Below are 21,801 nucleotides of genomic sequence, written 5' to 3'. Positions count from 1 at the left end.
TAGGGGTCGGCGACGCGCGCGGAGTTGGGCACCCTCGTCGTCATGAGGACCCGCGATGATCTCTCGGCGGCTCGTCGTCTCGGCGCGCAGGCTCGTTCGCTGCGGCGGTGCGTGCTCGAGGAGCCCGCACGCGTCAGTGCCCGCTACGTGCGAGTCCGCATGCCGCGGGCCCGCTCGTGGTTGACCACGGTGCTCGCGGGGGTCTTGCTCGCGTGCTCTTCCGGGGCGCCCGACACACGCGAGGGCGCCACGGCAGAGGCCACACCTACGCCGCGTCCACCCGAGCCCGTGCCGGGGTACGTGCCCCCGCCCCCGCCGGAGTCGCCACCGCTCGTCGATCCGCCGGCCGCCCCTGCAGCGCCGGTTGGCGCACCCCACGCACCCACCGCGCCCGACCTCGCGAGCGCGCAGTGCGCGCTGGGTGAGCCCGCGGTGCTGGGCGAGACCGCTGACCGGCGCCCCAAGATGGTGGCGACGCTGGATGCAGCGGGCGGGCTTGCGGCATGGACCGTGGACGCGGAGCACGTGAACGTGGTGTCGCTCGACGCCATGGGCGCGCCGCGCGGGGCGGCCACGCTCGTGCCCATGCCAGGCGCGCGCGACTTGTTCGGTGTGTACCGTGTGGGCGACGGCCACGTGCTGGCCACGCACCCGATCTGCGCGCCGGGGTCCATCAAGTGCCTGGAGCTGCTCGCGTTCGACGCGCAGGGCACGGCCGTGGGCGAGCCGTTCTCGCACCGCGTGGGCGAGTGGATCGTGGGGCACCACGTGCGCGTCGAGGGGCGCGCGCTGACGCTGCTGCGCTCGCACACCTATCGGCCCATGACGGTGGAGCGCTACGTGCTCGGGGAGGGTGGCGCGTTCACCGTGGAGACCCTGGCCACGTTCGAGTTCGGTGAAGAAGAGGCTCCCGACGCCGTGGCGCTCGGCCTCGCGGTGGACGGGGCGCGTTGGGCAGCGCTGGGGGAGGCGGACGTCTCCGCCGGGCGCCGTCGTCGGCTCTACGTGGCTGGCGGCACGGGTGTCACGGTGCGCGGTGTGCTCCCCGCGACGGCCGTCACGGACCTGCGCTTCGAGGGCGACGCGCTGCGCGTGGTGTTCGGCGCGGAGGGACGCCGCCCGGCGCGGGTGGCCACGCTGGCCACGGACGGAACGATGGAGCGGGCGCGTGAGCTGGGCGCGGACGAGGCGCTCCCCCCGGGCACCACCACGCCACACGTCGAGCGCCAGTCGGGCGGGGCGTACGCGCTGGTGTGGCGCGACTTGGCGGGCCGGGCCGTGGGGAGCCCGGTGGTGGTGGGCGACCGAGTGCTCGAGGCACGCGGCGCGGATGGCGTGGCGGTGGTGTATGGGCTGGACGGCCCGCGGAGCGGCGCGCAGGCGACGGTGCGGGTGCTCCGCTGTCGGTGACGACTAGGGTTGGTACGTGCCCCCGTTCGCCGCAGGTTGCTCACGCGCCGAGACTGACGAGGGCGCACCGGCCTGTGGCACGGACGTGCGGTGGGGGCGAAGCGGACATGGTCGTCTCAGGGCAACGGGGCCCGAGTTCGCGCTTCGGCCTCGGCGGCCTCCTCGGGGGTGAACGACTGACCGCACGCCGCACACGCCCTCGGCGCGCTCAGCGCCGCGATGCACTCCGTCAGGTAGGTGTCGCCCGCCCATGCCGCGATGTCTCTCGCCACCGTGGTCGTCTCCTCGATGGGCCAATCCAGGGGCGGGGTCCCGTAGCAAACAGGGGGACACGCGACCGCTTCCAGCTCGAACAATGCGTACTCGCCGCAATGCGGGCACAGGCCTTCGACCTCCCCCGACCCGATCTGGTCGATGCGATAGACGACGCCCGTCGCGTGGCGCAGGGCGAGGAAACCGCGGAGCGCAAAGGACATGGGGTACCCCGTGAGACCGCTTGGCGGCAACCACCGGCGGGCCTCTTCTCGCGCCCACTCCCAACCTACCTGGAGGTCTGCTGGACAGGGCACTCCAGTGTCCGGCGCAAAGCAGTCGCCCAGGACGGTGAAGACCTGCTCGCGGAGCTCGGGCAGGGCCCCGCCGATCCGCACGAGGTGCGGCACTGCTGCGTACGCGGCCGAATACACGGTGCGCTGATGTACGAGCGGATAGATGCGCTCCCACGGCGTTGGGTTGCGCCTCATCTCCGCGAGGCTCGGCGAGTACGTGGGCGACACGTTGGCCTCGATGGCGCGGAGCGTGTCCGGGACATCGGACGCGGGTCCGTATGCGTGCGTCAGAGCGCTCCAGCGATCATCGTCGAGGGGCAGGAGGCCGCGTGGTTCGCGTAGGTTGGACATGCAGAGCGCGACGGTCTGGGTGGGAGCGCCGAGGGAGACCGATCCCTCGCTATGGGTTCAACGATCTGTTCGTGGCGGAGTCGAGCGCGGCGCGGCTCGACTCATGCAGGCAGAAGGCGACATCGCGCCAAGGCCCCTTGTCAGGGTGGATGCCGAGGCGGTCTTCGGTTTCCTTCATGCTCCGCTGGAGCGCGGCCTTGTGCGCTGCGGGATCGAGCCCCGATGGCATGTCGATGAAGCCGACGGACCCCTTGCTGCCTCTCCTCTTGCCCGGGGCCCCCGGCCACGCTGCGAGCGCGACGAAGGGTGCGCGGCGCGTGACGGGCATTGCGGGCAGCGGAGCTAGCCCCATCGTCGAGGACCAATCGCCATGGTCCGTGCGCCAGCGCACGGAGACCAGTATTCCATCGTTGGAGTCAGAGACATGCTCAGACACGGACCAGCGTTCGCCACCCTGGGCGAGTGTTCGGAGCAACGCCACGACCTCTGCCTCGCATCCAAGCTTTGGGAAGACCGCCACCGCCGCGCGTCCCTCGTGCGCGGCGCCCACGAAGAACTCAGAGAGTTCATGCGGCGTAGCACTCGTCAGCGGCTGCTCCATCCGGGCCACTGCGATTCGGCTCTCCTGCGCGCTGGTAGACGCTACCGGCTTGGCCATGCTCGCCGCGAACGAGCACCCAGACATCCGGACGATCCACCGCCCGAGCTCCCTCTCGACGTCTGGCTGGGTCACCAGCGTGACGGCGGGTCGTCGTCTGCGACGCAGAGCGTGCTCAGGACCATGCGCGTCTCTCCCTGTGCGTCGACTACCCTGATGGGACCCGCGTCAGCAGCGCGTACGTAGCGCGCTGCGTCGAGCGCAAACGCCTCTCGCGTGACCTGCGGCGTCGACTCGCGCTTCGATTCCTTGGTGCTGGGCATGACCACCTCTCTCTTGCCGGAGGCTAGCAGGGTACGGATCATGGGTCACGGCTCATCTGTGATCCGCGCGGTCGGTCTACGCGAGCGCCGCGACGACCTCTTCGACCACCTCGAGCCAGCCGCGCAGCGCGGGGGCGGTCGGGGGCAGCTCGTAGCCGCCGTGGTGCAGGGCGCGGCTGAGCGCGGCCCACACGTAGTAGGCCTTGGCCGCTACTTGCTCGTCGCTCGTGACACCGTGCACGCACAGCAGCTGCGCGCGGAAGTTCACGCGCTCGAGGCTACCGACGTGCTGGCTCAGCTTCACGGCCACGGCCTGCTCGAGCGCCTGACGCGTGAGCACCGCGCAGGTGCGTGCCCACACGCCTTCGGTCTCGACGCTGGGCTCGTCCAGGAGGCGCCGCGCGGCGGTCAGCAGCTGGGTCGGGGTCATGTCAGCGCTCCGCGATCCACGCGGCCACTTGCCGCGTGTTGTCGATGAGCGCGCGGTAGTCGTCCACCGGCTCGTGAGCGCCTTGCTTGCAGGCTCGCACGCAGTCCCCCACGTCGCGCCCGACGCGGTTGTTGACCGCGCGAAACACCTCGCCTGTGCGGTCCGCCGTGCCGAACAGCCCCAGCGAGAGCACCTCCATCAGCGTGTGGGCGTCGCGCACGCTCTCGGCGACCTCGGTGGGGTGGTCGCCGGCGCGCAGCCGCTCGCGCCGGTAGGCCATGATGGCGGCGGCCTCGAGCGCGTGCCGGCAGAAGGTGGGCACCACGCGCCGCACCAGCTCCGCGCCCATGTTGGAGCGCGCCACGGCCCACGCGTCGTCCGTGTAGGCCTGCCACGCCACCTGCTGCTCGCGCAGCGCCACGTGCGACTCACCGCGTCGGTCCACGCGCAGTACGCGCGCGGGGATCTGCATGCGCCGCACGGCCTCGGGCAGGCGCTCGTCGTGGGTCAGCACGATGACCTGCCGTGTCTCCGCGGCGTCGCCCAGGATCTTCGCGAGCCCGTCCACGCGGATGGGGTCCATGGCCTGCACGGGGTCGTCGATGACCACGAAGCGGAACGGGCTCTGCGCCAGCGCCGTGCGCGGCAGAAACAGCGCCAGCGCCAGCGCGCTCAGCTCGCCCTGCGACATCACGGCCAGCGCGGCAGCCTCCTTGTCGCCCACGCGCGCGTCGAGCGCCAGCTTGCGCTGCGTGCCCGAGCCGACGAGCCGCAGCTTGTCCAGGGACACGTCGCTCTGTGCGCCCAGGGACTTCCACAGCGTGAGCACCTGCTGCTCGATGGGCGCGAAGCGCGCGTCCCGCAGCTCTGTCTCGGCGCCCTTAAGCCACTCCCGCGCGGCCTTCAGGCGCTTGGCGTCGTCTTGCTCGTCAGCCACGGCGCGCGCGTCTTTGAGCCAGCGCCCGAGCCCTCGCGACAGCTCGCGGTAGTCCGCGTCCAGGCCTTCGAGCGCGGCGCGGGCCGTCACCGTCAGCGCCGGCACGGCCTCGGCGTAGCGCAGGTGCGCGAGCTCCAGCGCGTCGGGGGTGGTCGCGGTGCGCAGCGCGTCGACCGCCTCGCGCGTGGGCGCCAGCTGCTCGTCCGTGAGGCAGCCGCTGGCCGCGCCGAGCGCCGTGGTGGGCAGCTGTGCGCGGGCGTTCTGGATGGCGCGTGTCGCTGCGTCCACTGCTGCACTGGCGCCCTTGTAGGCGCCGGCCAGCGCGGTGGCCTCCTGCGCGCGGGTGGTGAGGCGCTCCCGCAGCGTGCCGTCGGTGGGGCGCTCGCACACGGGGCAGCTCGTGGTCTCGTCGGTGATGAACGCGAGCGTGTCGCGCAGCAGCGTCGCCAACGACGCCTGCCGTGCGCTGCTCTCGTCCGCCACCTCGGCCTTCTTGGCCAGCGCCTCGCGCCACGTCGCGGCCAGCGCCGCCCAGTCCACCACGGCGGTGTCCAGCCGGCTCAGCTGCGTGAGCACGCGCACGTCTCCCTCGCCGCCCTCGCTGCGCTGTGCCTCGAGCGTGTCGGCGAGCGCGTCCAGGTCGGGCTTGCGCGCCGTGAGGAGCCCGAGCAGCTCCTTGGCGCGCGGGTCGTCCAGCCGCTGCAGCTTGCTCGTCAGCTGGGCGCGCGCGTCCTTCACGCTCTTGGCGCGACTGGTCAGGGGACTCAGCGCCGCAGCCAGCCGCGCCTGCGCCTCGCCCACGGCGTCCAGGCCCAGCACCACGTTCAGCGCATCGAACACCTTGCTGGGCTCCTGCCCGATCTTGCCAAGCTCGGCGTAGCTCAGGAACGGCCGAAACTCGGCCACGCTGGTGGTCCAGCCGAGCTCGTCGGCCGACAGCACGCGGCCCTGCGCGTCGGTCACACGCAGCACCCCGTCCGCGAGCCCCCCCTCGGGCGCCCACGAGCGCGTGGCCTGCAGTCGCCCGTGCCCCGCCGTGGTGAACGTCGCGCTCACCCGTGGCTTCTCGTCCACGTGTAGGTTGCGCCACGCCGTGGCCCACTCCTTCGGGCGCCCCTCGAAGCGCGCGCTCTGCGCGGTGAACAGCGCCTCCAGCGCCTCCGCCAAGCTGGACTTCGCGCACCCGTTGCGCCCCACCACCAGCGTCAGCCCCGGCCCCGGCGACAGCCCCAGCGACACGGCCGGACCAACGCCACGAAAGCCCACCACCTCGAGCGACTCCAAGAACGTGCCGCCGAGCGCCGACGCCGGCAGCGCCGCCCGCTGCGTCACGGAGACAGCCGGCCGATTCGTCACGGGCGTAGCCAGCTGCTCGGCGAGCGCCTGCGCCCCCTGGCACGCGGCGTACACCAAGTTCGCGACGTCCTCCGGCGGGCTCGTGCCCTCCCCCAGAAGCCGCTCCATGAGCTCGCGCTCGAGGTCGTCGTCCATGGGCGAGAGGGTAGCGACCGAGCCCGCCGCTGTCGGCCCTGGGCGTGTGTTCAGTCGCGCGTAACCGGTGCAGCAGATGGGCGTGCGCGGGGCTGCATCGTGCGGCCCGTCGATGCGCCCCGGCGCCGAATGAGCCCGAACCGAACGAGGAGAGCAACGTGAACAAGCACCAGCTGCAGGCCAGCATCAAGTCCACCGGCACCGCGTACCTCATGTGTCTGTTCCTGTGCGGAACACACCACGCCTACCTCGAGCGCTGGGGTCTACAGTTCCTCTACTGGGTCACGCTCGGAGGTCTCGGCTTCTGGGCCCTCGCCGACCTGATCCTGATCCCGGGCTACGTCTCGAAGCACAACGCGTGGATCTACCAGCAGCTCGCCGAGATCGAAGAGCGCGAGCGGCGCGAGAACCAAGCCGCCCAGATGGCGATGATCGCGGCCGCGCGGCGGTGATGGCGCGCGTCGTGGTAGCGCGCGGGGTCGTTCCCGACGGAGCTAGATCGTCGGAGCGCGCCGCGCGCGTCTCCAAGGTACAGTCCCGCGGTGGACTGCCCCTTCTGCGCCACCGACAGCCTGTGCCCCGTCTGGTCTTCCGCGCTCAGCCTCGCGTTTCGTGACCGCTACCCGGTCACACCGGGCCACACGCTCGTCATCCCGCGCCGTCACGTGGCCACGTGGTTTGACGCCACGCGCGACGAGCGCATCGATCTGATGGACGCGGTCGACGCCCTGAAGCACGAGCTGGACGCGCAGCTGGACCCGAAGCCCGACGGGTACAACGTGGGCATCAACGCGGGGGAAGCCGCGGGACAAACGGTGATGCACCTGCACGTGCACCTGATCCCGCGCTACCACGGCGACGTCGACGACCCACGCGGTGGCGTGCGACACGTGATTCCGGGGAAGGGCAACTACCTCCTTCCGGACCGCTAGACGCCGCGGCAGCATCGCACTTGCGGCACGCCGATTTGGTCCTGGGTGTGGCCGTGGACGTACGCAGGCGGCTCGGTTTCATGCCACGCGGAGGGCCGCGCGGAGTGCGCTTCGGTCGGACGCCTCGAAGTCTTGATGGCCGCGCCACAGGGACACGCCATCGGGGAGCGGGAGATAGATCCCGCGGACCGCGCCGAGCGTCCGGTTGCGATCGCTCGGCCAGCGGGCGTCCTTGGCGATGCGCGCTAGGTCGCTCTCCGCGTCGACCACGCGGCGCGCCCAGCGCTCTACGTGCACCGCAGCCGCCAGGAAGTCCTTCTTGCTGCCGTTGCAGCGTCCGTGCGCAGCCACCAGGTTCTCGATGCCGTTGTCCGCGTGGCGGGCCCAAGGGAGGAAGTGGTCCACCTCGACCGAGGTCTGGAGCGCGCCATCGCAGTAGAAGCAGCGTTTGTTCTGAAGCTCCCGGAGCGGCTCGCGGACCGCGCCGAGCGAGACGCGGTCGACCCCGAAGAGAAAGCCATGCACGCGGGTGACCTCGAGGTCGTTGAGACGACCGACCATCGCCACCCAGCGCTCTTGGATCAACGGCCGGAGGAGACCGGCGAGGCGCACGAAGGAGCGCGCCACCCCGGGCTCGAGGTGGATGCGGCTGTCGATCGCGCCGCTCCTCCACGCGCTCTTGCTCACGTCGTCGTCCCAACCGATGTGATAGATGAAGCGGTCTTCGGTGCCCGACGCGCGCTGCAGCTTGGGCAGCGGCATCTTGACCAGGGTCCACTCGACCTCGGCCCGGAGCGTCTCCCAGCCGTCGCGGTCGGCGAGCTTGGCGGCGTGGAGCGTCACGCTGCGACCCGCCGAGGCCGACGAGCGAAAGTCGTCGATGAGCTGCAGCACCCGCGCTCGCTTGCCGGTGTTCTGCTGCAGCACGATCCCGCTGGTGACGTCCATGGGCTGAGCGTGGGGCCAGTAGAGCGCGATGACCTTCTCGGCGAGCTGGCCGGTCATGATGTGGCTGGGCGGATCGCCAAAGCGGTCCGTCAGCTCCAGGCAGAGGTCCATCAGGCCCAGCAAGACGGCGAACTTGTACGTGGCCGTCTGGCGTCCCTGGTCGAGCAGCACGATCACCTGCTCGGCGAAGCGCAGCGTCTCGTCTCCGTTCGCGCTCATGGGCGTCCGCCCCTCTCGTGACCGGGTGCGCCATCACTCGGGCGCTCGGCGCGGCGTGCCGCAGACCCGGCGCGCGGGGCGTCATCCGATGGATGGTCGGGGCGTCCGCGCTCCATGAGGCGGATGGTATCGGAGAGACCAGCGATGCTCTACACCTCATCGGTCGCGTCGGTGACCGGCGCACACAGGGTCTCCTGCCGAGCACACCTCACGGAGTCGGCGCAGGGGCCACGCGCATGAACGGGTCGCCGCGCATCCCAGAGCACCCGCAGACTGCCCCGCACCCCGTTGGTGGCTCCACACCAGGCGGGCACGGCGTGTAGGCACAGCCCATCGCGGGGCAGCGCTCTTGGGGTGGCTCCTCGCGGGCTGGGGGTGGGACGCGACGTGGCGCGGGCGTGGGGTCGGCCGGCCCGGGAGGGCGGGTCTCGGGCTCAGGGTCGCTCTCGGGCGCGGGCTCCGGGTCAGGGTCGTTCTCGGGCGCCGGGGCGGGCTCGGCCTCGCGCGTGTGCGGCGCTGGACTCACGGGATGCGACTGACCCGGGCCGCAGCCAGGTGCGACGAGCATCAACGACAGGAGCGCGATCACGAGCCTCATGGGGCGCGAGACGCTGCCACCCCGCGCGGGATTCAGCGGACCGCGTTGTCGCGTGGTCGACGCGTCCTGCACCCCGCAGCAGACGCACGTCCACCTGGACCGAGTCTCACCCCACCGGAGAGCCGCCTGATGAACGCTTCCTGCAGCAGGGCCGCGGCCAACGGGCGCGAACATGGCGACGAGATCCCACGCGTGGTAGCGTCCGCCCCTCAGTAGCCATCTATGGAACCAGACCTCCAGAGTCGGGCCGATGAGCTCGTTCAAGCGTCGAAGAGGGCGCCACAGGTCGTCATGGGGGGGCTCGGATCCGGTCGTCGCACGCTGGCGGCGCAGCTGTGTTTGCGAGAGCCCTCTGCGCTTCACATCGACTTCCTGGCGGCTGAATGGGCGGACGCGGCGGCGGCGGCGCTCCTCCAGCTCAGCGCGGCGACCGGCTACCCGGAGGTCGCTCCCCAACCCGGCTCGCTGAACGAGCTCCGCGCCTACACGCTCTCCCTCGTCGAGCGGCTCGAGGCCGAGCGGCTGTTGGTGCTGTCCACCTCGGCGGTGCATCCCGACGAGTCGCGTCCCGGTGCCCGCAGCGAACGGCTCGGGGTCGTCCTTCAGGCGCTGCGCGGGCATGCGCGTCGGGTTGAGATCGGCGCGCCGGGGAGCGGACTCCACGCCGCACCGGGGTCGGTCTTGACGGCACCCCTAGAGCCCTTCGTCGTTCGGTCCAGCGCTGTCGAAGCGGAGCGGTTTGGGGCGTTCCAGTCTGTGGCTGAGCAAGTCACGGCCGCGGTTGGAGCGCACCGCGTCCATCCCGTGGCGCTGCGTCTCGCGATAGGCGCAGCCATCCTTGGAACCTCTGCGGAGCGCGCCGCGCACTTGACGCGGCAACCCGCGTCCGGGATCCCGGCGCTCGCGCGCTGCATCGTGGTGGGGGCTCGGCAACACCCGGCGCTCACGTCTTCGCTGCGCCGGCTCGTCGCGCTTCGTCGGCCCTTGCAGCGGGCCCTGGTCCTGCAAGCGGTTGACGCTCCGGAGACATACATCCCCCTTTTGACCGAGTGCGTGGGCTACGGCGACCCATTGCGCGTACCAGACGCGGTGGCGCGGCAGATGCGCGCCGCTCTCGGGCGTGGGGAGCAGCCGGACGACCACGCCCGCCTCGCGGCGACCTACCGTACGCTCGATGGCGTCAACGACCCAGCCGACGCGAGCGCCGCGACCGTCACCTACTGGGTCGAGAAGCTGCATCACCTCGCGCATGGTGGGGCTGACACTCAGACCGAGTGGCAGGCACAGCGCATCGTGTTGCCGGACCTCTATTGGGACCGTGGCCGGGCCGCGAGCCTCGCCGGAGACTTCGCGGGCGCCGTTCGCATCTTCGAGCGGTGCGTCCGAGAGTTCCCTGACGACGACTACGCTCATCACTACCTCGGTTACAACCTCCTACGCTCAAAGGCCCCAGGCGACACCGAGCGCGCCGAGGCGTCGTACCGCCGCGCCATCGAGCTGACCCCGTCCAACCCGCGGTGGAATCGCAGGCTGGTATGCTCTCTCATTCGGCATGCTCCTGCAGCGGCCCGTGCAGAGTGGGAGCTTGCGTTGGGCCGCGTTGACCCCTACGGCGACCAGCTCATGACCAACCCGTGGCTGCGCGCGGAGCTGCTCGCTCCCGTCGCGAGCGCGTGGCTGCAAGCGGGGCGCGCTGACTTGGCGAAGGCGGTGATCGGTTCGCTCCCGGAGCCATCGTCCGACGACCGTGAGGAGTACCGACAGGTGTTCGACGAGGTGGCCGTGGAGCACGACGCGTGGACTCGGTACCTCGACAAGGAGCTCGTCGAGTCCGGCGCGGCCTTGGCGATTCGCGATCGAGTGGAGGAGGTCTGGCGCGCCTTGGAGGGGGCGTTCGAGTCCCTGGTGCCGCTCCCGTATTGCGGACTCCACCCGGAGGGGGGCGCGGAGTTAGCGTGGCGCCTGCGCGATTGGTACGTCCGCGTCGAGTTCCCGGACGACCCGGACGAGTACGACGCTTGGACGGTGATCAACCCTGAAGGACGAGTCGAGGGGGGAGATCTCGAGCCCACCGACCCGGTGTTCTTGACCGCGTTCCGCCGTTTCCTCGATGCCGTCTGAGCCATATACATCCCTGCGCGACGCGCAGCGCGTGTTCCGGATCGTTGAGCGAGGCGGCGGGCATTGGCCACGCGGTCACCAGGAGCCCAACCCGAGCTTCATGGTGCCGACGAAGGCTGACAAGGAGGAAGCGGCCCGAATCGGCCGGGTGCCCGGGACATCCGTCTGGGATGTGGACGAGACCACCGTAGGGCAGGCGCTCGCCATTCGCGAGCATGATCGCCTCGAGCGGTCCGACGGCGCGACGCGTCCAGCTGAAGACGACACGCCACCCCATGAGCCGTGGGCGTTCGCGATTGGAGTGGCGGCCGCGCGTCGGATAGGGGCGCAGCACGGCCGAGAGGTTGACGTGGTGACCGACCCACGAGCGGACCTTACGCTGCCAGGGGCTCACGGTCACGCGTTGATTGAGGGGCTCGCGCGGCCGGCTGGCCAAAGCAGGCAGGCGCAGACCGCACTCTTGAAGGACCTCGTGGAGGCGATGTCGCGGCATGACTAACGCGCCACGTGTGACATCGGTGAGGATTGCAGGGGCCGGTCCCTCTTCCGCGTTGAACTCCATCACGCGGGCTCGTAAGAGCACGGTGTTTCATCCATGGCTACCAAGAAGACACCGCGTTCCGCCCCCCTCCCGCGTCCCACGGCCGCCGACGCCCCTGAGCTGGTCACGCAGGTCGGCGCCGTCGCCACGTTCTTGGACGACGGGTTCTCTCGGTCCGCGCTCTACGAGGCCGTGAACCGGGCGGGTGTGCGGGACGCGTCGTCTCGTCGTCTCACCTCGGAGTTCGTCCAAGAGGCGCTGTGGGCGCTTCAGCAGCGGGGCGATGTCGCCGCGTCGGAGTGGGACCCGTCGTGCTGGTGTGTGCCCGAGGACGCGTGCTGGCGAAACCTCGAGCGGGCGCACGAAGCAGGACTGCTCGGCCCCATCACCGACGCTCTCGCGGAGGAGCGGCGACGCTACCGGCAGTACACGATGCGGGTCAGCCGTGGCGAGGTCCGCGCTGCCCTGGTCTTGGGCCGGGTCACCCAAGCGATCGGCGATCTCAGTCGGAGCCTCCAGTACGTGAGGAAGAGCGCGGAGGTCGGCGCGGCCGTCCTGCACACGCTCGGTCACACGCCGAAGCTCGCGTGGGTGACGCAGCTCAGTGAGCCGCTGCTCGACAGCTACGCGAACGCGCTGCTCGACGGCGCGCTCGCGTCCCTGAGTCCGATCGAGGAAGACCTGCTGGTGTCCTTCTGTGAACACGACGAGCGGGTGATCTCGGCCAAGGCTGCGCGCGTCGCCGTGATGCGCGGCCTGCCCGTGGAGGACGTGCTCGCGACGCAGACGGCCCTCGGTCGCGCGGAGATCCAGCTCTTCGCGGCGCTGATGGCGAGCGACGTCGATACGGCCGGCGTGACCGCGATCGCCCACGAGCACCTCGAGCGGGTACAGGGCAAGGGCGTCACGAACGCGCGGCGCCTGAGCGATGAGGTCGGCGTGGCCTTCGGCCTCGTGGCGTTGGTGGCGGGCACCGTCGACAGCCTGCAGCGCGAGCGGTTGCAGCGGCGCATCGAGGCGCTGGGACGGAAGATGGACTTCGAGCACTTCGTCCTCGCCGAGTTTCTGCGGTGGCAGCTCTCGGGTGACCGGCTGCAGAGCGCCGACTACCCGGACACGGCACGCCTGACCTGGGTGCAGGTCTTGTTGCTGGGCCTGCTCCATTCCTGGGCCGGCACGCAGCCCGTCCCGCAGCGGCTGGTGCGCCACCTCGCGGCCTACGCCCACCTGGCCGAGCGCTCGGGGTACACGGCGGCAGCGAAGGTGTTCAACGACACGCAGCACGCGCTGCACACGGGTGACGCGCGACCCGGCTCGTTCGCGGCCACGTATCGGTCCCGCCGCGCCTGGGAGCTCACGCTCGACGCCCTCGAGTCGGTGGCCGAGGCCGTGGTGGCCCCCGACGCGAGCGAGGCCAAGGGCGCGTTCCCGCGGGTGGTGTGGGAGGTCTCGGTCCCCACCGAGAAGCGCGCCTTGAGCATCACGCCGCGGCTCGTCAAGAGCGCGCGCGCGCAACGCGGCACCGTGCTCAACCTCGAAAAGCTCCAGCAGAGCACCGAGCCTTACGTGACGCCCTCGGTGCGCGAGGTGCTGGGCTGCGCGGAGATGCACCGGGTCGCGCTGGACCCTTGGGGCAAGCGCAAAGAGACAGTGATCTCGCTCGGCTACACGGCGCTCTTGCAGCTGGTCGACGACCCGCACGTGGTCGACTCCGAGGGCGCACCGCTGCGCATCGTGCGGGCCGAGGGCGAGCTGCGCGCCGAACGCACGGCTTCGGGCGAGGCGACCACGCTCTCGCTGCACCCACCGGAGCTGCTCACCCGCGAGTTCCACACGGAGCGCGTGCCCCCCGACATGCTCGCCGTGTACGCGCGCACGCCCGAGCTCACGCGCGTCGCCAGCCTGCTCGCGATGGGCAAGGTCGAGATCCCACGGGCGGGCGAAGGGCGCCTGGGACGGGTGCTCAGCCGAGTCGGGCAGCGCGTGCGTGTCAGCGCCGGTCAAGACATCGAGCTCGCAGGCAGGAGCGTGGAGGCGGACCCACGACTAGCGTTTCTCTGTCGTTGGTCCGGTCAACGCTTGGACGTCCGCTTGCGCGCCATCCCGCTCGGCCTGGGGGGGCCGCACCTCCCCCCGGGCCAGGGGCAGGCGCAGCGCGTGGCCACGCTCGATGGGGAGACCGTCCAGACCGTCCGTGATCTGGCGCATGAGCGCGACGTCCGTCGACGCATCTTCGCCGCGACGCCGCTGCTCGATGCCTTGGACTGGCACGACGACGCGACGTCCCTCGAGGGCATGGACCTCGCGCTCGCCTTCCTGGCCGACGTCGCCCTCGTCGACAGCGCCCTCTGCATCCTCGCGTGGCCCGACGGGAAGACCCTGCCCTCTCCTGTGACGCTGGGCATGCAGCAGCTGCGCGTGCGGGTGCGCCAAACCAAGGACGAGCTGATCAGCGCCATCCAGCTCGAGGTCGACGAGGGGCTCGTGGTCGAGCTGCAGCAGCTGATCGACGCGTGGCCCGGGCGCGGTCGCTTCGTGCACCTTGCGGGTGACCGCGTGCTCGCTCTCTCCGACGAGCTGCGGCGTCGACTGGACGCGCTGAGCGGCCTGGGCGCGGCAGGCAAGAAGGGCCTCGAGACCCCGCTCGTGATGCTGCCGCGCCTGGTGGAGCTCACCGAGGCGGCGGGCCACCGCACGCTCGACGCGAACACCCAAGCGTCGTTGGAGCGGCTGCAGGCTGCGCTGACGTCCGAGGTCCCGCTCCCCGCAGGGTTCGGCGCCGAGCTGCGCGACTACCAGCTCAGCGGCTACGTGTGGATGGCGCGCCTCGCCAACGCCGAGCTGGGTGCGTGCCTTGCCGACGACATGGGCCTCGGCAAGACCGTCCAGTCGCTGGCGCTCTTGACCCAGCGCGCCAAGCTGGGGCCCGCGCTCGTGGTGGCGCCCACGTCGGTGGTGGGCGCGTGGACCGCGGAGGCTCAGCGCTTCGCCAGCAACCTGAACGTCATCACGCTGGCCGAGAGCCAGGAGCGCGCCGGCGTGCTGGCGGCTGCGGGCCCCTTCGACGTCTTGATCTGCAGCTACGGGGTGCTGGTCACCGAGCAAGAGGCGCTGACCACGACGCGCTTCGCGACCGTCGTGTTCGACGAAGCTCACGCGCTCAAGAACGCCCAGACGCAGCGCGCCAAGGCCGCGGCCGAGCTCGACGCCGGGTTTCGCTTGGCGCTCACGGGCACCCCCGTCGAGAACCACCTGGGCGAGCTCTGGAGCCTGATGCGCTGCGTCTTGCCGGGTCTGCTCGGGAGCGAGCGGCAGTTTACCAAGCAGTTCGTCGAGCCCATCGCCAACGGGCACCGTGAGCGCCTGCAAGAGCTTCGCGCGCGCATGCGCCCCTTCCTGTTGCGGCGTACCAAGTCGGAGGTGCTCGAGGAGCTCCCGGAGCGCAGCGAGACCACGCTGTTGGTTACACCCACGCCAGAAGAGCGCGCATTCTACGAAGCCCTGCGGCGCAAGGCGGAAGATGCCATCGCGGCGCAGCGCGCGAGCGGTGACGGGAGCGCGCGCATCAAGCTCTTGACCGAGATCCTCAAGCTCAGGCAGGCGGCCGTCGACCCGCGCGTGTTGAACGCGGAAGGGCCCGCGGGGGCGAAGCTGGAGGTGCTCACCGAGCGCGTGCTGGCGCTCCACGAGGAGGGGCATCAGGCGCTCGTCTTCACGCAGTTCTTGGACATGCTGGGGCGCGTCGAGCAGCGCCTGAGCGCGGAGGGGTTGCGTGTGCTCACGCTCGACGGGAGCCTTTCCGCCAAGGCGCGCACGGCGCAGGTGGCGGCGTTCCAAGCGGGCGAGGCCGACGTCTTCGTGATGAGCCTTCACGCGGGCGGTGTGGGCGTCACGCTCACGGCCGCCGACTACGTGTTCCACCTGGACCCGTGGTGGAACCCCGCCGTCGAGGACCAGGCCACAGGTCGCGCGCATCGCATCGGGCAGAAGCGTCCCGTCCACGTGTATCGGTTGATCACCGCCGGGACGCTGGAAGAGAAGATCCTCGCGCTGCACGGCACCAAGCGACAGCTCAGCGGCGACCTCTTGGAGGGGCTCGACGAAGCCAAGAAGCTCGACCTCGAGACCCTGCGCGAGCTGCTGACGTAGCATCCGCGGGCGCGACCGTGCCGACGAGCTTTTCGGAGCCAGCAGCACGAACGCGCGCGCGCGTCACCCCACCGAAGACCCGCCCTTGCCGCTGATGAACGCTTCCTGCAGCTGCGGGCGGCGCTCGACCAGCGGCACGAACGGGTTGCGCATGAGCGCTTCGTCTTGCATCGCGGCCTCCACCTGCGGCTCGAACTCGGGGGGCATGAACCGCACGTTGAAGTTCGACCGCGAGCTCAGCAGCTGCATGGCGTACGCGCGTCGCACGGCCTTCAGGAACTCCGGGTCTTGCTGCATGCGCGCTTCGTGCTCGGGCACGCGGTTGGTCCGCTCGATGTCGTCCGGTACGTAGGGCACCTTCTGGGTCTCGGCGTAGCCCTTGAGCATGCGCAGGGCCTGCGCGGGGTCGCCTTCCATCACGACCTCCGTGCGCTTCTTGAAGAAGCCCTTGGTGACGGTCTTGGCGGCCACTTCGTACGAGTCGAGCATGCGCTCGCGCTGGAAGACGGCGGCTGCGTAGTCGAGGATGGCTGTTTCGTCCATGAGCGGAGGGTACACCAGAAGCGGCCTCCGCCACCCCAGCCGCCGCGCTTCGTGGAGCGGGGGCGGCTAGCCCACTGCGTCGTCATCGCGCCACGAGCTGGGTGTCGCTCTCGGCGAGGCAGGGCTTTGCATCCGATTGCCTAGTGTGATCTGATGTGGGCGTGCCCCGGTACGAGACCGACCCCATCGTCGAAGCGCTGTGCGAGTTCGCGTTCGCGAGCACCGCACAATGGGACCCCACGGTCTTCGGCGCGTTCCGGAGCGCGGTTGGCGACGCTGTCTTGCCCATCCGAGAGGCTGGTGAGGTCGTCGACGTCCTCGTCGAGACCACGGAGGAGGGGGTGCGTCAGCACACGCGTCGTCTCCAGAGAATGCGCTTCTTCTCGGCCGACCGCTCACGCTTGGCCCAAGTTGGAGAGAACCTCCTCATCGCCAACGTGCTGCGGCCGTATCCGCACTGGGGGCCGTTTCGTGCGTTCATCTTGCAGACGCTCGAGGCGTACGAGAGCGCCGCGAAGCCAGACGGCATCGACAGGCTCACCCTCCGCTACATCGACAAGCTTCCTTTGGGCGCGGACGGTGCGCCCTTGGGGGAATGGATTCGTTTCGAGTCTCCCTACTTGCCCGCGTTCTTGGCCGACGCCGTGGCCCGAGGATTCAGCCGGGTGGAGAAGCCCGTCGTCGGCGGGACCGAGGCGCTGACCCTCGTCCTCGAGGAGCACAAGGGTGAACGCGTGCTGACGCTCGACACAGAGCTCGTGGTCGCGCCACACGCGCTAGATCGTGTCGCACTCGCAGCGACGCTCGACGCGCTTCACGAGCGCGTCGTCGAGATCTTCGAGGCCTGCATCTCGGACCGGACGCGCGCCATGCTGCGTCCATTGGGGGACTGACATGGGGATGTTCTCTTGGAGTGCCGATGCGTCGTTGACGCGCCCTGCAAGCTCAGTTGACCGGTGGGCGTCGAGAGCCGTTGCTCGTCACTCGACTGACGGTCGCGTCAACAGTGCGGGCGGTCTTCGCGACCTCCTCGACTCCCACGTTCCCCGGGTGCCTCACCACATGGCCTCCGTCAGTGCGCCCGCCCACGGTCATGTTCAAGTGGGCGTGGGTACCGACGCGACGGTTCAGCAACTGCTGAGCGCTGGGCGCGTGGACAAGGCCCGTGCGCTTGCGGCGCGACTCGGCGGTGAGTGGCAGCGCGTGCTCGAGCCCCCGCGCGCGGTAGACCGCCGGCCCGTGAAGGTCGACGGTGCCGCTGCGTTCAAGCAGAACCGCGCTTGGCTGCTCGCTCACCGCGACGACCGTGAGTACGTCGGCAAGTGGGTTGCGCTCAAGGATGGGGCGCTGCTCGGGGCCGACGGCGACCGCCACGTGCTCCACCGTGCTCTTGCCGCCAAGGGTTCGCTCCAGGGCTTGCTCTTCGTGCGAGTGGTGTAGCGCGTGGCAGGTTGGGCCGTTGGTGCAGCGAGCTGCTATCTCGACCACCCCTGGGGTCCCGGCAAGTTGCTCGTCGGCGTTCGGTGCCGATTCGGGTCGCTCGCAGCAGACGACGTTGCTCTGTTGGACACCGGCGGCGAGTGGTCCGTGTTGAGTGCGGACGTGGCTGAACTCGCGGGGGTGGACCTCCCGAGCCCGGCATCGCCAATCAGCCTGCACTCCCGCTACGGAAGACATGCGGGCACGCTCCACCGCATGCCGGTCCTGCTGGTGGCGGATGGCGGGAGCGACCTCGTGCTCGACGCCACGGTGCTCGTGGTACCGGACTGGCCCGGTCCCCCGGTGCTCGGAGTCCGAGGGTTTCTCGAGCGCGTGCGCATTGCGTTGGATCCAGGTGGTGCGGCCGATGATCCATGGTTCTACTTCGGCGAGCCGTCGCCGACGCCGGGGCCGTGCCCGGATCTCTTTGCCTGAACGACGTCAGCAACACTCGTCGGATCGGGATCCGCCGCAGACCACGCCGAGCGCGTGCTCCCCGTGCGCGCGGGTTGCTCGCCCATGGGCAGGAAGGCCCAGAAGTAGAGGTCCGGGTCCACGATGCCCGTGCCCTCGAGCAGCGCGAGGTAGCGCGCGCGGGGCTCGTCGCCTTCGGGGCCTGTGTCCAGGAGGCCCAGCGCGCGGCAGGCGTTGGCCTCGTAGTTGGGGAAGCCGCGGGTCTCGCAGCGCGTGCGCAGCTCCGTGAATGCGGCGCGGCAGGCGCCCCGGTCACCCTCGGCCCACGCCACGGCCCCGTCGAACAGCGGCTGGTACACCTCTTCCAGCCCGTTGCGTGGCTTGCGGAAACGCGCCCGAGCCGCGCGCACCCGCGTGGCGTTCCCTTGCGCGAGGGCGGTGGCGGCCATGACCCACGGCACGCCGCAGCGCACGAAGCTGGCGCGGTGCACGCCTTGGCGCCGACACGCCGCCCAGACCTCGTCCGCCTCCGTCGCCGCAGCCGCGACGTTGCCCAGGTAGAGCTCGGCGTGCACGGCCAGCGTGCGCGCCGTCTGCTGCACGGCGGTGTTGCGGTGCGTCATGCGCGCCCAGCGTGGGTCGTCCGAGAACGCCAGCACGCTCTCGGGTTGCCCCAGCAGCAGCGCCTGGTGCTGCAGCGCGGTCGCGCGCAGGCGCATCTCGGCGAAGGGCCCGTTGCGTTCGTCGCGCTCCGCGATGAACGCCGCCACCTGCTCGAAAGGCTCGGGCCGGATCTCCCAGATGAGCGAGTAGGAGCGCACGTAGTGGATGTTGGAGATGAGCCAGTCCGGCGTCGCAGGGAGCGCCGCCGCGTGCTCGAGCGCCGCCGCGCCACAGGCCAGCGCCCGCTCGCGCCAACCCTCGTGCAGCGACCACCAGCCGCGCGCGTGCTCGGTCCACACGCGCACCTTCGCGCTGCCCGACTGCGCCGCCAGCTCGTCCAGGCCGTTCACCACGCGCTCGGCGCTGCGGTTGCGCGCGAAGAGGGAGCGGGTGATGACCTGCTGCGCCAGTGCGGGCGCCAGCTCCTCCGCGTCACCCAGGTCGAGCGCGGCCAGAAGGTAGCGCACGGAGGGCACCAGCCCGCGGAACGGGTCCAGCGGCAGGTACTGCGTCGCGATGGCGCCCAGGGTCTGCACGCGGTCCAGCTCGGTCTGCCGCAGCTCGGCGCGCTCGCGCAGCCGGAACGACAGCCCGCGCATGGCGAGCTGCAGCTGCCCCACCACGATGCCCCACAGCGACCGCCAGCGCGTCTCGGGGATGGTCACCCCCATCTCGCTCGCGATCTCCGCCAGCAGCGCGAGCCCCTCGTCGATGCGCCCCGCGTACAGCCAGCACTCGGCCGCGTGGCGCCTGCGCTCGCGCGCGGTGGCGCCCTCCGCCAGGTCCGCCGCAACTAGCCAGGCCTCGGCCGCCGCCGCGTGACGCCCCGCCTCGGCCAGCGCCGTGGCGTACGCGCAGCGCAGCTCGCCCGCGCGGTCGTCGTCGGTCAGCGACAGCGCGAGCGCATAGAGCTCGGCGGCGCGCTCACACGCGAAGGCGTCCCCCGCCTGGGTGGCGGCGATGACGGCGTGGTCACGCGCCAGGCGTCGCTCCCCGGCTGCGGCGAAGTGGCGCGCCAGCCGCTCGTGGGGCGGCGTCTCCACGCTCTCCAGCGCGAGCGCCAGCTGGTGGTGGCGCTGCGCCCGCTGCGCGTCGCCCATCCCGCTCATCACCGCCTCGCGGATGCGGTCGTGCGCGGTGGCCACCGACACCGCCGCGTCCGTGCGCAGCGTGCGCACGAAGCCGCGCCCGCGCAGCACGTCGATCGGCGCGCGGTCGTCCTCGGCCAGCGAGAGCGCCTGCAGCACCGTCAGCCCTAGCACGGGCTCGCCGGCCACGGCGATCACCTCCAGCACCTCGCGCGCCGTGGGGTCCAGCTGCAGCGCGCGCCGCTGCACCACCGCGTCGATCGAGCCCACGTCTTCCACGGGCACTCCGTCGCGCTCGGCCTCCTGCAGGAAGCGCGCGAGCTCCTCCGCCGCGAAGGGCGAGCCCTTGGCTTCGCGCGCGATCACCTCCAGCAGCTCGCTGTCCGCGCCCAAGCGTCGACCGGCGAGCTCGCGGATGGCCTCCTCCGGGAGCGGCCCCAGGTCCACCATGGTGCGCAGAAGGTGCCCCAGCCCCTCGCCCACCTCGTCCCCGAACAGCTCACGCAGCACCGGCGCGTCGTCGTCGGGGCGCGCGCCGAACACCACCGTCAGCCCAGGGGCGTCGTCCCCGCGCAGCAGCTGCACCAGGCCGCGGGCGGAGTCGTCGTCGGCCCACTGCACGTCGTCCACCACCAGCACCAGCGGCGTGGTCGCGGCCAGCCGGCGCAGCAGCTCGCGCAGGCACGCAAAGCCGAGCTGGCGCGCGCGCTGCGGCGTGTCGGGCTCGAGCCGCCTGCGGTTGTAGGCCGCGCCGATGGGCTTCACGCGCCGCAGCACCGGGAACAGCGCGCCCAGGTCCGCCAGGTCGGGGGGCAGCACCTGCTCACGCAGCTCGGCGGGCATCATGACCAGCACGCGGCTGAGCGCGTCGATGGTGCCGTCCAGCCCCTTGAACGGCACCGACTCCGCGCGGTAGCAGCGCCCCGCCAGCACCACGGCGCCCGAGCGCTCCAGCCCGCGCACGAACGCACGCAGCAGGGCCGACTTGCCGATGCCCGACTGCCCACGCACCAGCACCAGCGCGGGCCTCCCGGCGTGCGCGTGCTGCTGCGCTTGCTCGAGCGCGGCCAGCTCCCGCTCGCGCCCGAAGAGCGTGCGCGCCACCAGGCGGTCGTGGGACGAGCGCGACGGATGCACCGACGTCGGCGCCCCGAAGGCCACGCGCACGGCATGGAGGTCGGCGCGCGTCACGGGGTCGAAGGCCATCAGCTGCGTGACCAGCGCGTCCAGCGCCTCGGGCACGGCGGGGTTCACGGCGCGCGGGCTGGGCGCGTCGGGCCGCTGCTTGGCCACGATGATCGCCAGCGCGGTCCCCGCGTAGGGCAGCTGGCCGGTCAGCAGCTGGAACAGGATCACGCCCAGCGCGTAGAGGTCCACCGCCGTGGTCAGCTCGGTCTCGCCGCGCGCCTGCTCGGGCGACATGTACGCGGCGGTGCCGGACATCGCGCCGGCCTGGGTCAGGCGCTCCGTCGCGTGCGCGTCCGTCACCAGCCCGAAGTCCAGCACCACCACGCGCCCCTGCGCCGTGACCATCACGTTGGAGGGCTTCAGGTCGCGGTGCAGCAGCCCGGCCGTGTGCAGCGCGTCGATGCCCGCCACCAGTCCCGAGACGGCGGTCTCGAGGCGCTCGGGGTCGAACGGCTGTCCCGCCACGTACGTCTCGAGGTCCACCCCGTCCACCAGCTCCATGGTGAAGAAGCAGCGCGTGCCCTCGACGAACAGGTCGTAGAGCCGCACCAGGTTCGGGTGCTCGAGGTCGGCCAGCGCGCGGAACTCGCGCTTCATGCGGTAGATGGCCTCACCGTCCGTGCGGCGAATGGTCTTCAGCGCCACGCGCTCGCGCCGCACGCGGTCGAAGGCCTCGTACACGGCGCCCATGCCGCCCGCGCCGAGCGGACGCAGGATCTCGAAGCGGTCGTGCGACCAGGCCAGCATCGCGCGAGGGTACAGGAGGCCCACGCGCGCCCCCAAGCGTCGCCAGCGAGGGACGCCGAGGCGCATCTCGTGTGGACGCGGTT

Annotated in this window: 17 protein-coding genes; 8 read left to right on the top strand and 9 right to left on the bottom strand. The window is 71.1% G+C overall.

What is annotated here, in order from left to right; translation table 11 throughout:
* Positions 1 to 42 precede the first annotated feature (42 nt).
* Complete coding sequence (locus tag H6726_04000; protein ID MCB9656790.1) at positions 43 to 1,410, top strand: hypothetical protein; 1,368 nt, start codon at positions 43 to 45, stop codon at positions 1,408 to 1,410.
* Between the two features lie 116 nt (positions 1,411 to 1,526).
* Here H6726_04000 and H6726_03995 read toward each other — a convergent pair whose 3' ends face one another.
* From H6726_03995 to H6726_03975, 5 genes are all read right to left on the bottom strand, one after another.
* Entirely contained in the window at positions 1,527 to 2,309 is a 783-nt protein-coding gene (locus H6726_03995; GenBank protein ID MCB9656789.1) for a hypothetical protein, read from the bottom strand.
* Positions 2,310 to 2,358: 49 nt separating this feature from the next.
* Complete coding sequence (locus tag H6726_03990) at positions 2,359 to 2,967, bottom strand: hypothetical protein (protein ID MCB9656788.1); 609 nt, start codon at positions 2,965 to 2,967, stop codon at positions 2,359 to 2,361.
* A 71-nt stretch (positions 2,968 to 3,038) separates the two neighbouring features.
* Entirely contained in the window at positions 3,039 to 3,272 is a 234-nt protein-coding gene (locus H6726_03985; GenBank protein ID MCB9656787.1) for a hypothetical protein, read from the bottom strand.
* A gap of 34 nt (positions 3,273 to 3,306) precedes the next feature.
* Entirely contained in the window at positions 3,307 to 3,660 is a 354-nt protein-coding gene (locus H6726_03980; GenBank protein MCB9656786.1) for a hypothetical protein, read from the bottom strand.
* A gap of 1 nt (position 3,661) precedes the next feature.
* On the bottom strand, positions 3,662 to 6,088 hold the full coding sequence (locus H6726_03975) for a hypothetical protein (GenBank protein ID MCB9656785.1): 2,427 nt from the start codon (positions 6,086 to 6,088) through the stop codon (positions 3,662 to 3,664).
* A gap of 158 nt (positions 6,089 to 6,246) precedes the next feature.
* Between H6726_03975 and H6726_03970 the strand changes: the two genes are divergently transcribed.
* Both H6726_03970 and H6726_03965 read left to right on the top strand, forming a co-directional pair.
* Complete coding sequence (locus tag H6726_03970; protein ID MCB9656784.1) at positions 6,247 to 6,540, top strand: TM2 domain-containing protein; 294 nt, start codon at positions 6,247 to 6,249, stop codon at positions 6,538 to 6,540.
* Positions 6,541 to 6,630: 90 nt separating this feature from the next.
* A complete protein-coding gene (locus H6726_03965; GenBank protein ID MCB9656783.1) occupies positions 6,631 to 7,020 on the top strand; it encodes an HIT family protein in 390 nt (129 codons plus the stop codon).
* Between the two features lie 78 nt (positions 7,021 to 7,098).
* On the opposite strand, the gene H6726_03960 is transcribed toward H6726_03965, so the two are convergent.
* Both H6726_03960 and H6726_03955 read right to left on the bottom strand, forming a co-directional pair.
* Positions 7,099 to 8,187: an HNH endonuclease gene (locus H6726_03960; GenBank protein ID MCB9656782.1), complete on the bottom strand. Its 1,089-nt coding sequence runs from the start codon at positions 8,185 to 8,187 to the stop codon at positions 7,099 to 7,101.
* A gap of 208 nt (positions 8,188 to 8,395) precedes the next feature.
* On the bottom strand, positions 8,396 to 8,785 hold the full coding sequence (locus tag H6726_03955; GenBank protein MCB9656781.1) for a hypothetical protein: 390 nt from the start codon (positions 8,783 to 8,785) through the stop codon (positions 8,396 to 8,398).
* A 291-nt stretch (positions 8,786 to 9,076) separates the two neighbouring features.
* On the opposite strand from H6726_03955, the gene H6726_03950 reads away from it, so the two are divergent.
* Both H6726_03950 and H6726_03945 read left to right on the top strand, forming a co-directional pair.
* Entirely contained in the window at positions 9,077 to 10,906 is a 1,830-nt protein-coding gene (locus H6726_03950) for a tetratricopeptide repeat protein (protein MCB9656780.1), read from the top strand.
* Positions 10,907 to 11,501: 595 nt separating this feature from the next.
* Complete coding sequence (locus H6726_03945) at positions 11,502 to 15,596, top strand: DEAD/DEAH box helicase (GenBank protein MCB9656779.1); 4,095 nt, start codon at positions 11,502 to 11,504, stop codon at positions 15,594 to 15,596.
* A 63-nt stretch (positions 15,597 to 15,659) separates the two neighbouring features.
* On the opposite strand, the gene H6726_03940 is transcribed toward H6726_03945, so the two are convergent.
* Positions 15,660 to 16,139 (bottom strand): hypothetical protein, encoded by a 480-nt coding sequence (locus H6726_03940; protein ID MCB9656778.1) that lies wholly within the window; start codon positions 16,137 to 16,139, stop codon positions 15,660 to 15,662.
* Positions 16,140 to 16,300: 161 nt separating this feature from the next.
* On the opposite strand from H6726_03940, the gene H6726_03935 reads away from it, so the two are divergent.
* The 3 genes from H6726_03935 (at position 16,301) to H6726_03925 (ending at position 18,053) form a co-directional block, all read left to right on the top strand.
* Positions 16,301 to 17,032, top strand: a complete 732-nt coding sequence (locus tag H6726_03935) for a TIGR04255 family protein (protein ID MCB9656777.1) — start codon at positions 16,301 to 16,303, stop codon at positions 17,030 to 17,032.
* A gap of 214 nt (positions 17,033 to 17,246) precedes the next feature.
* Positions 17,247 to 17,579, top strand: coding sequence for a hypothetical protein (locus tag H6726_03930; protein MCB9656776.1), 333 nt, complete (start codon positions 17,247 to 17,249; stop codon positions 17,577 to 17,579).
* Positions 17,580 to 17,741: 162 nt separating this feature from the next.
* Positions 17,742 to 18,053 carry a hypothetical protein gene (locus H6726_03925; GenBank protein ID MCB9656775.1) on the top strand — a complete coding sequence of 104 codons (312 nt, stop codon included), beginning with the start codon at positions 17,742 to 17,744 and terminating at the stop codon, positions 18,051 to 18,053.
* Here H6726_03925 and H6726_03920 read toward each other — a convergent pair.
* Positions 17,999 to 21,718, bottom strand: a complete 3,720-nt coding sequence (locus H6726_03920; protein MCB9656774.1) for a protein kinase — start codon at positions 21,716 to 21,718, stop codon at positions 17,999 to 18,001. The two genes, H6726_03925 and H6726_03920, sit on opposite strands and share 55 nt — an antisense overlap.
* Positions 21,719 to 21,801 lie beyond the last annotated feature (83 nt).

The sequence above is a fragment of the Sandaracinaceae bacterium genome (genome assembly GCA_020633055.1).
In the GTDB taxonomy this organism is placed as follows: Bacteria; Myxococcota_A; Polyangia; order Polyangiales; family Houyiibacteriaceae; genus JADJJE01.
Note: the sequence above shows the minus strand (reverse complement) of the source record. Positions and strands in the feature narration are given on the sequence as shown.

Excerpts from the sequence above, each read along its gene's own strand:
- H6726_04000 (MCB9656790.1), top strand. The coding sequence starts at position 43 with ATGAGGACCCGCGATGATCTCTCGGCGGCTCGTCGTCTCGGCGCGCAG.
- H6726_03995 (MCB9656789.1), bottom strand. The coding sequence starts at position 2,309 with ATGTCCAACCTACGCGAACCACGCGGCCTCCTGCCCCTCGACGATGAT.
- H6726_03990 (MCB9656788.1), bottom strand. The coding sequence starts at position 2,967 with ATGGCCAAGCCGGTAGCGTCTACCAGCGCGCAGGAGAGCCGAATCGCA.
- H6726_03985 (MCB9656787.1), bottom strand. The coding sequence starts at position 3,272 with ATGATCCGTACCCTGCTAGCCTCCGGCAAGAGAGAGGTGGTCATGCCC.
- H6726_03980 (MCB9656786.1), bottom strand. The coding sequence starts at position 3,660 with ATGACCCCGACCCAGCTGCTGACCGCCGCGCGGCGCCTCCTGGACGAG.
- H6726_03975 (MCB9656785.1), bottom strand. The coding sequence starts at position 6,088 with ATGGACGACGACCTCGAGCGCGAGCTCATGGAGCGGCTTCTGGGGGAG.
- H6726_03960 (MCB9656782.1), bottom strand. The coding sequence starts at position 8,187 with ATGAGCGCGAACGGAGACGAGACGCTGCGCTTCGCCGAGCAGGTGATC.
- H6726_03955 (MCB9656781.1), bottom strand. The coding sequence starts at position 8,785 with ATGAGGCTCGTGATCGCGCTCCTGTCGTTGATGCTCGTCGCACCTGGC.
- H6726_03950 (MCB9656780.1), top strand. The coding sequence starts at position 9,077 with ATGGGGGGGCTCGGATCCGGTCGTCGCACGCTGGCGGCGCAGCTGTGT.
- H6726_03945 (MCB9656779.1), top strand. The coding sequence starts at position 11,502 with ATGGCTACCAAGAAGACACCGCGTTCCGCCCCCCTCCCGCGTCCCACG.
- H6726_03940 (MCB9656778.1), bottom strand. The coding sequence starts at position 16,139 with ATGGACGAAACAGCCATCCTCGACTACGCAGCCGCCGTCTTCCAGCGC.
- H6726_03920 (MCB9656774.1), bottom strand. The coding sequence starts at position 21,718 with ATGCTGGCCTGGTCGCACGACCGCTTCGAGATCCTGCGTCCGCTCGGC.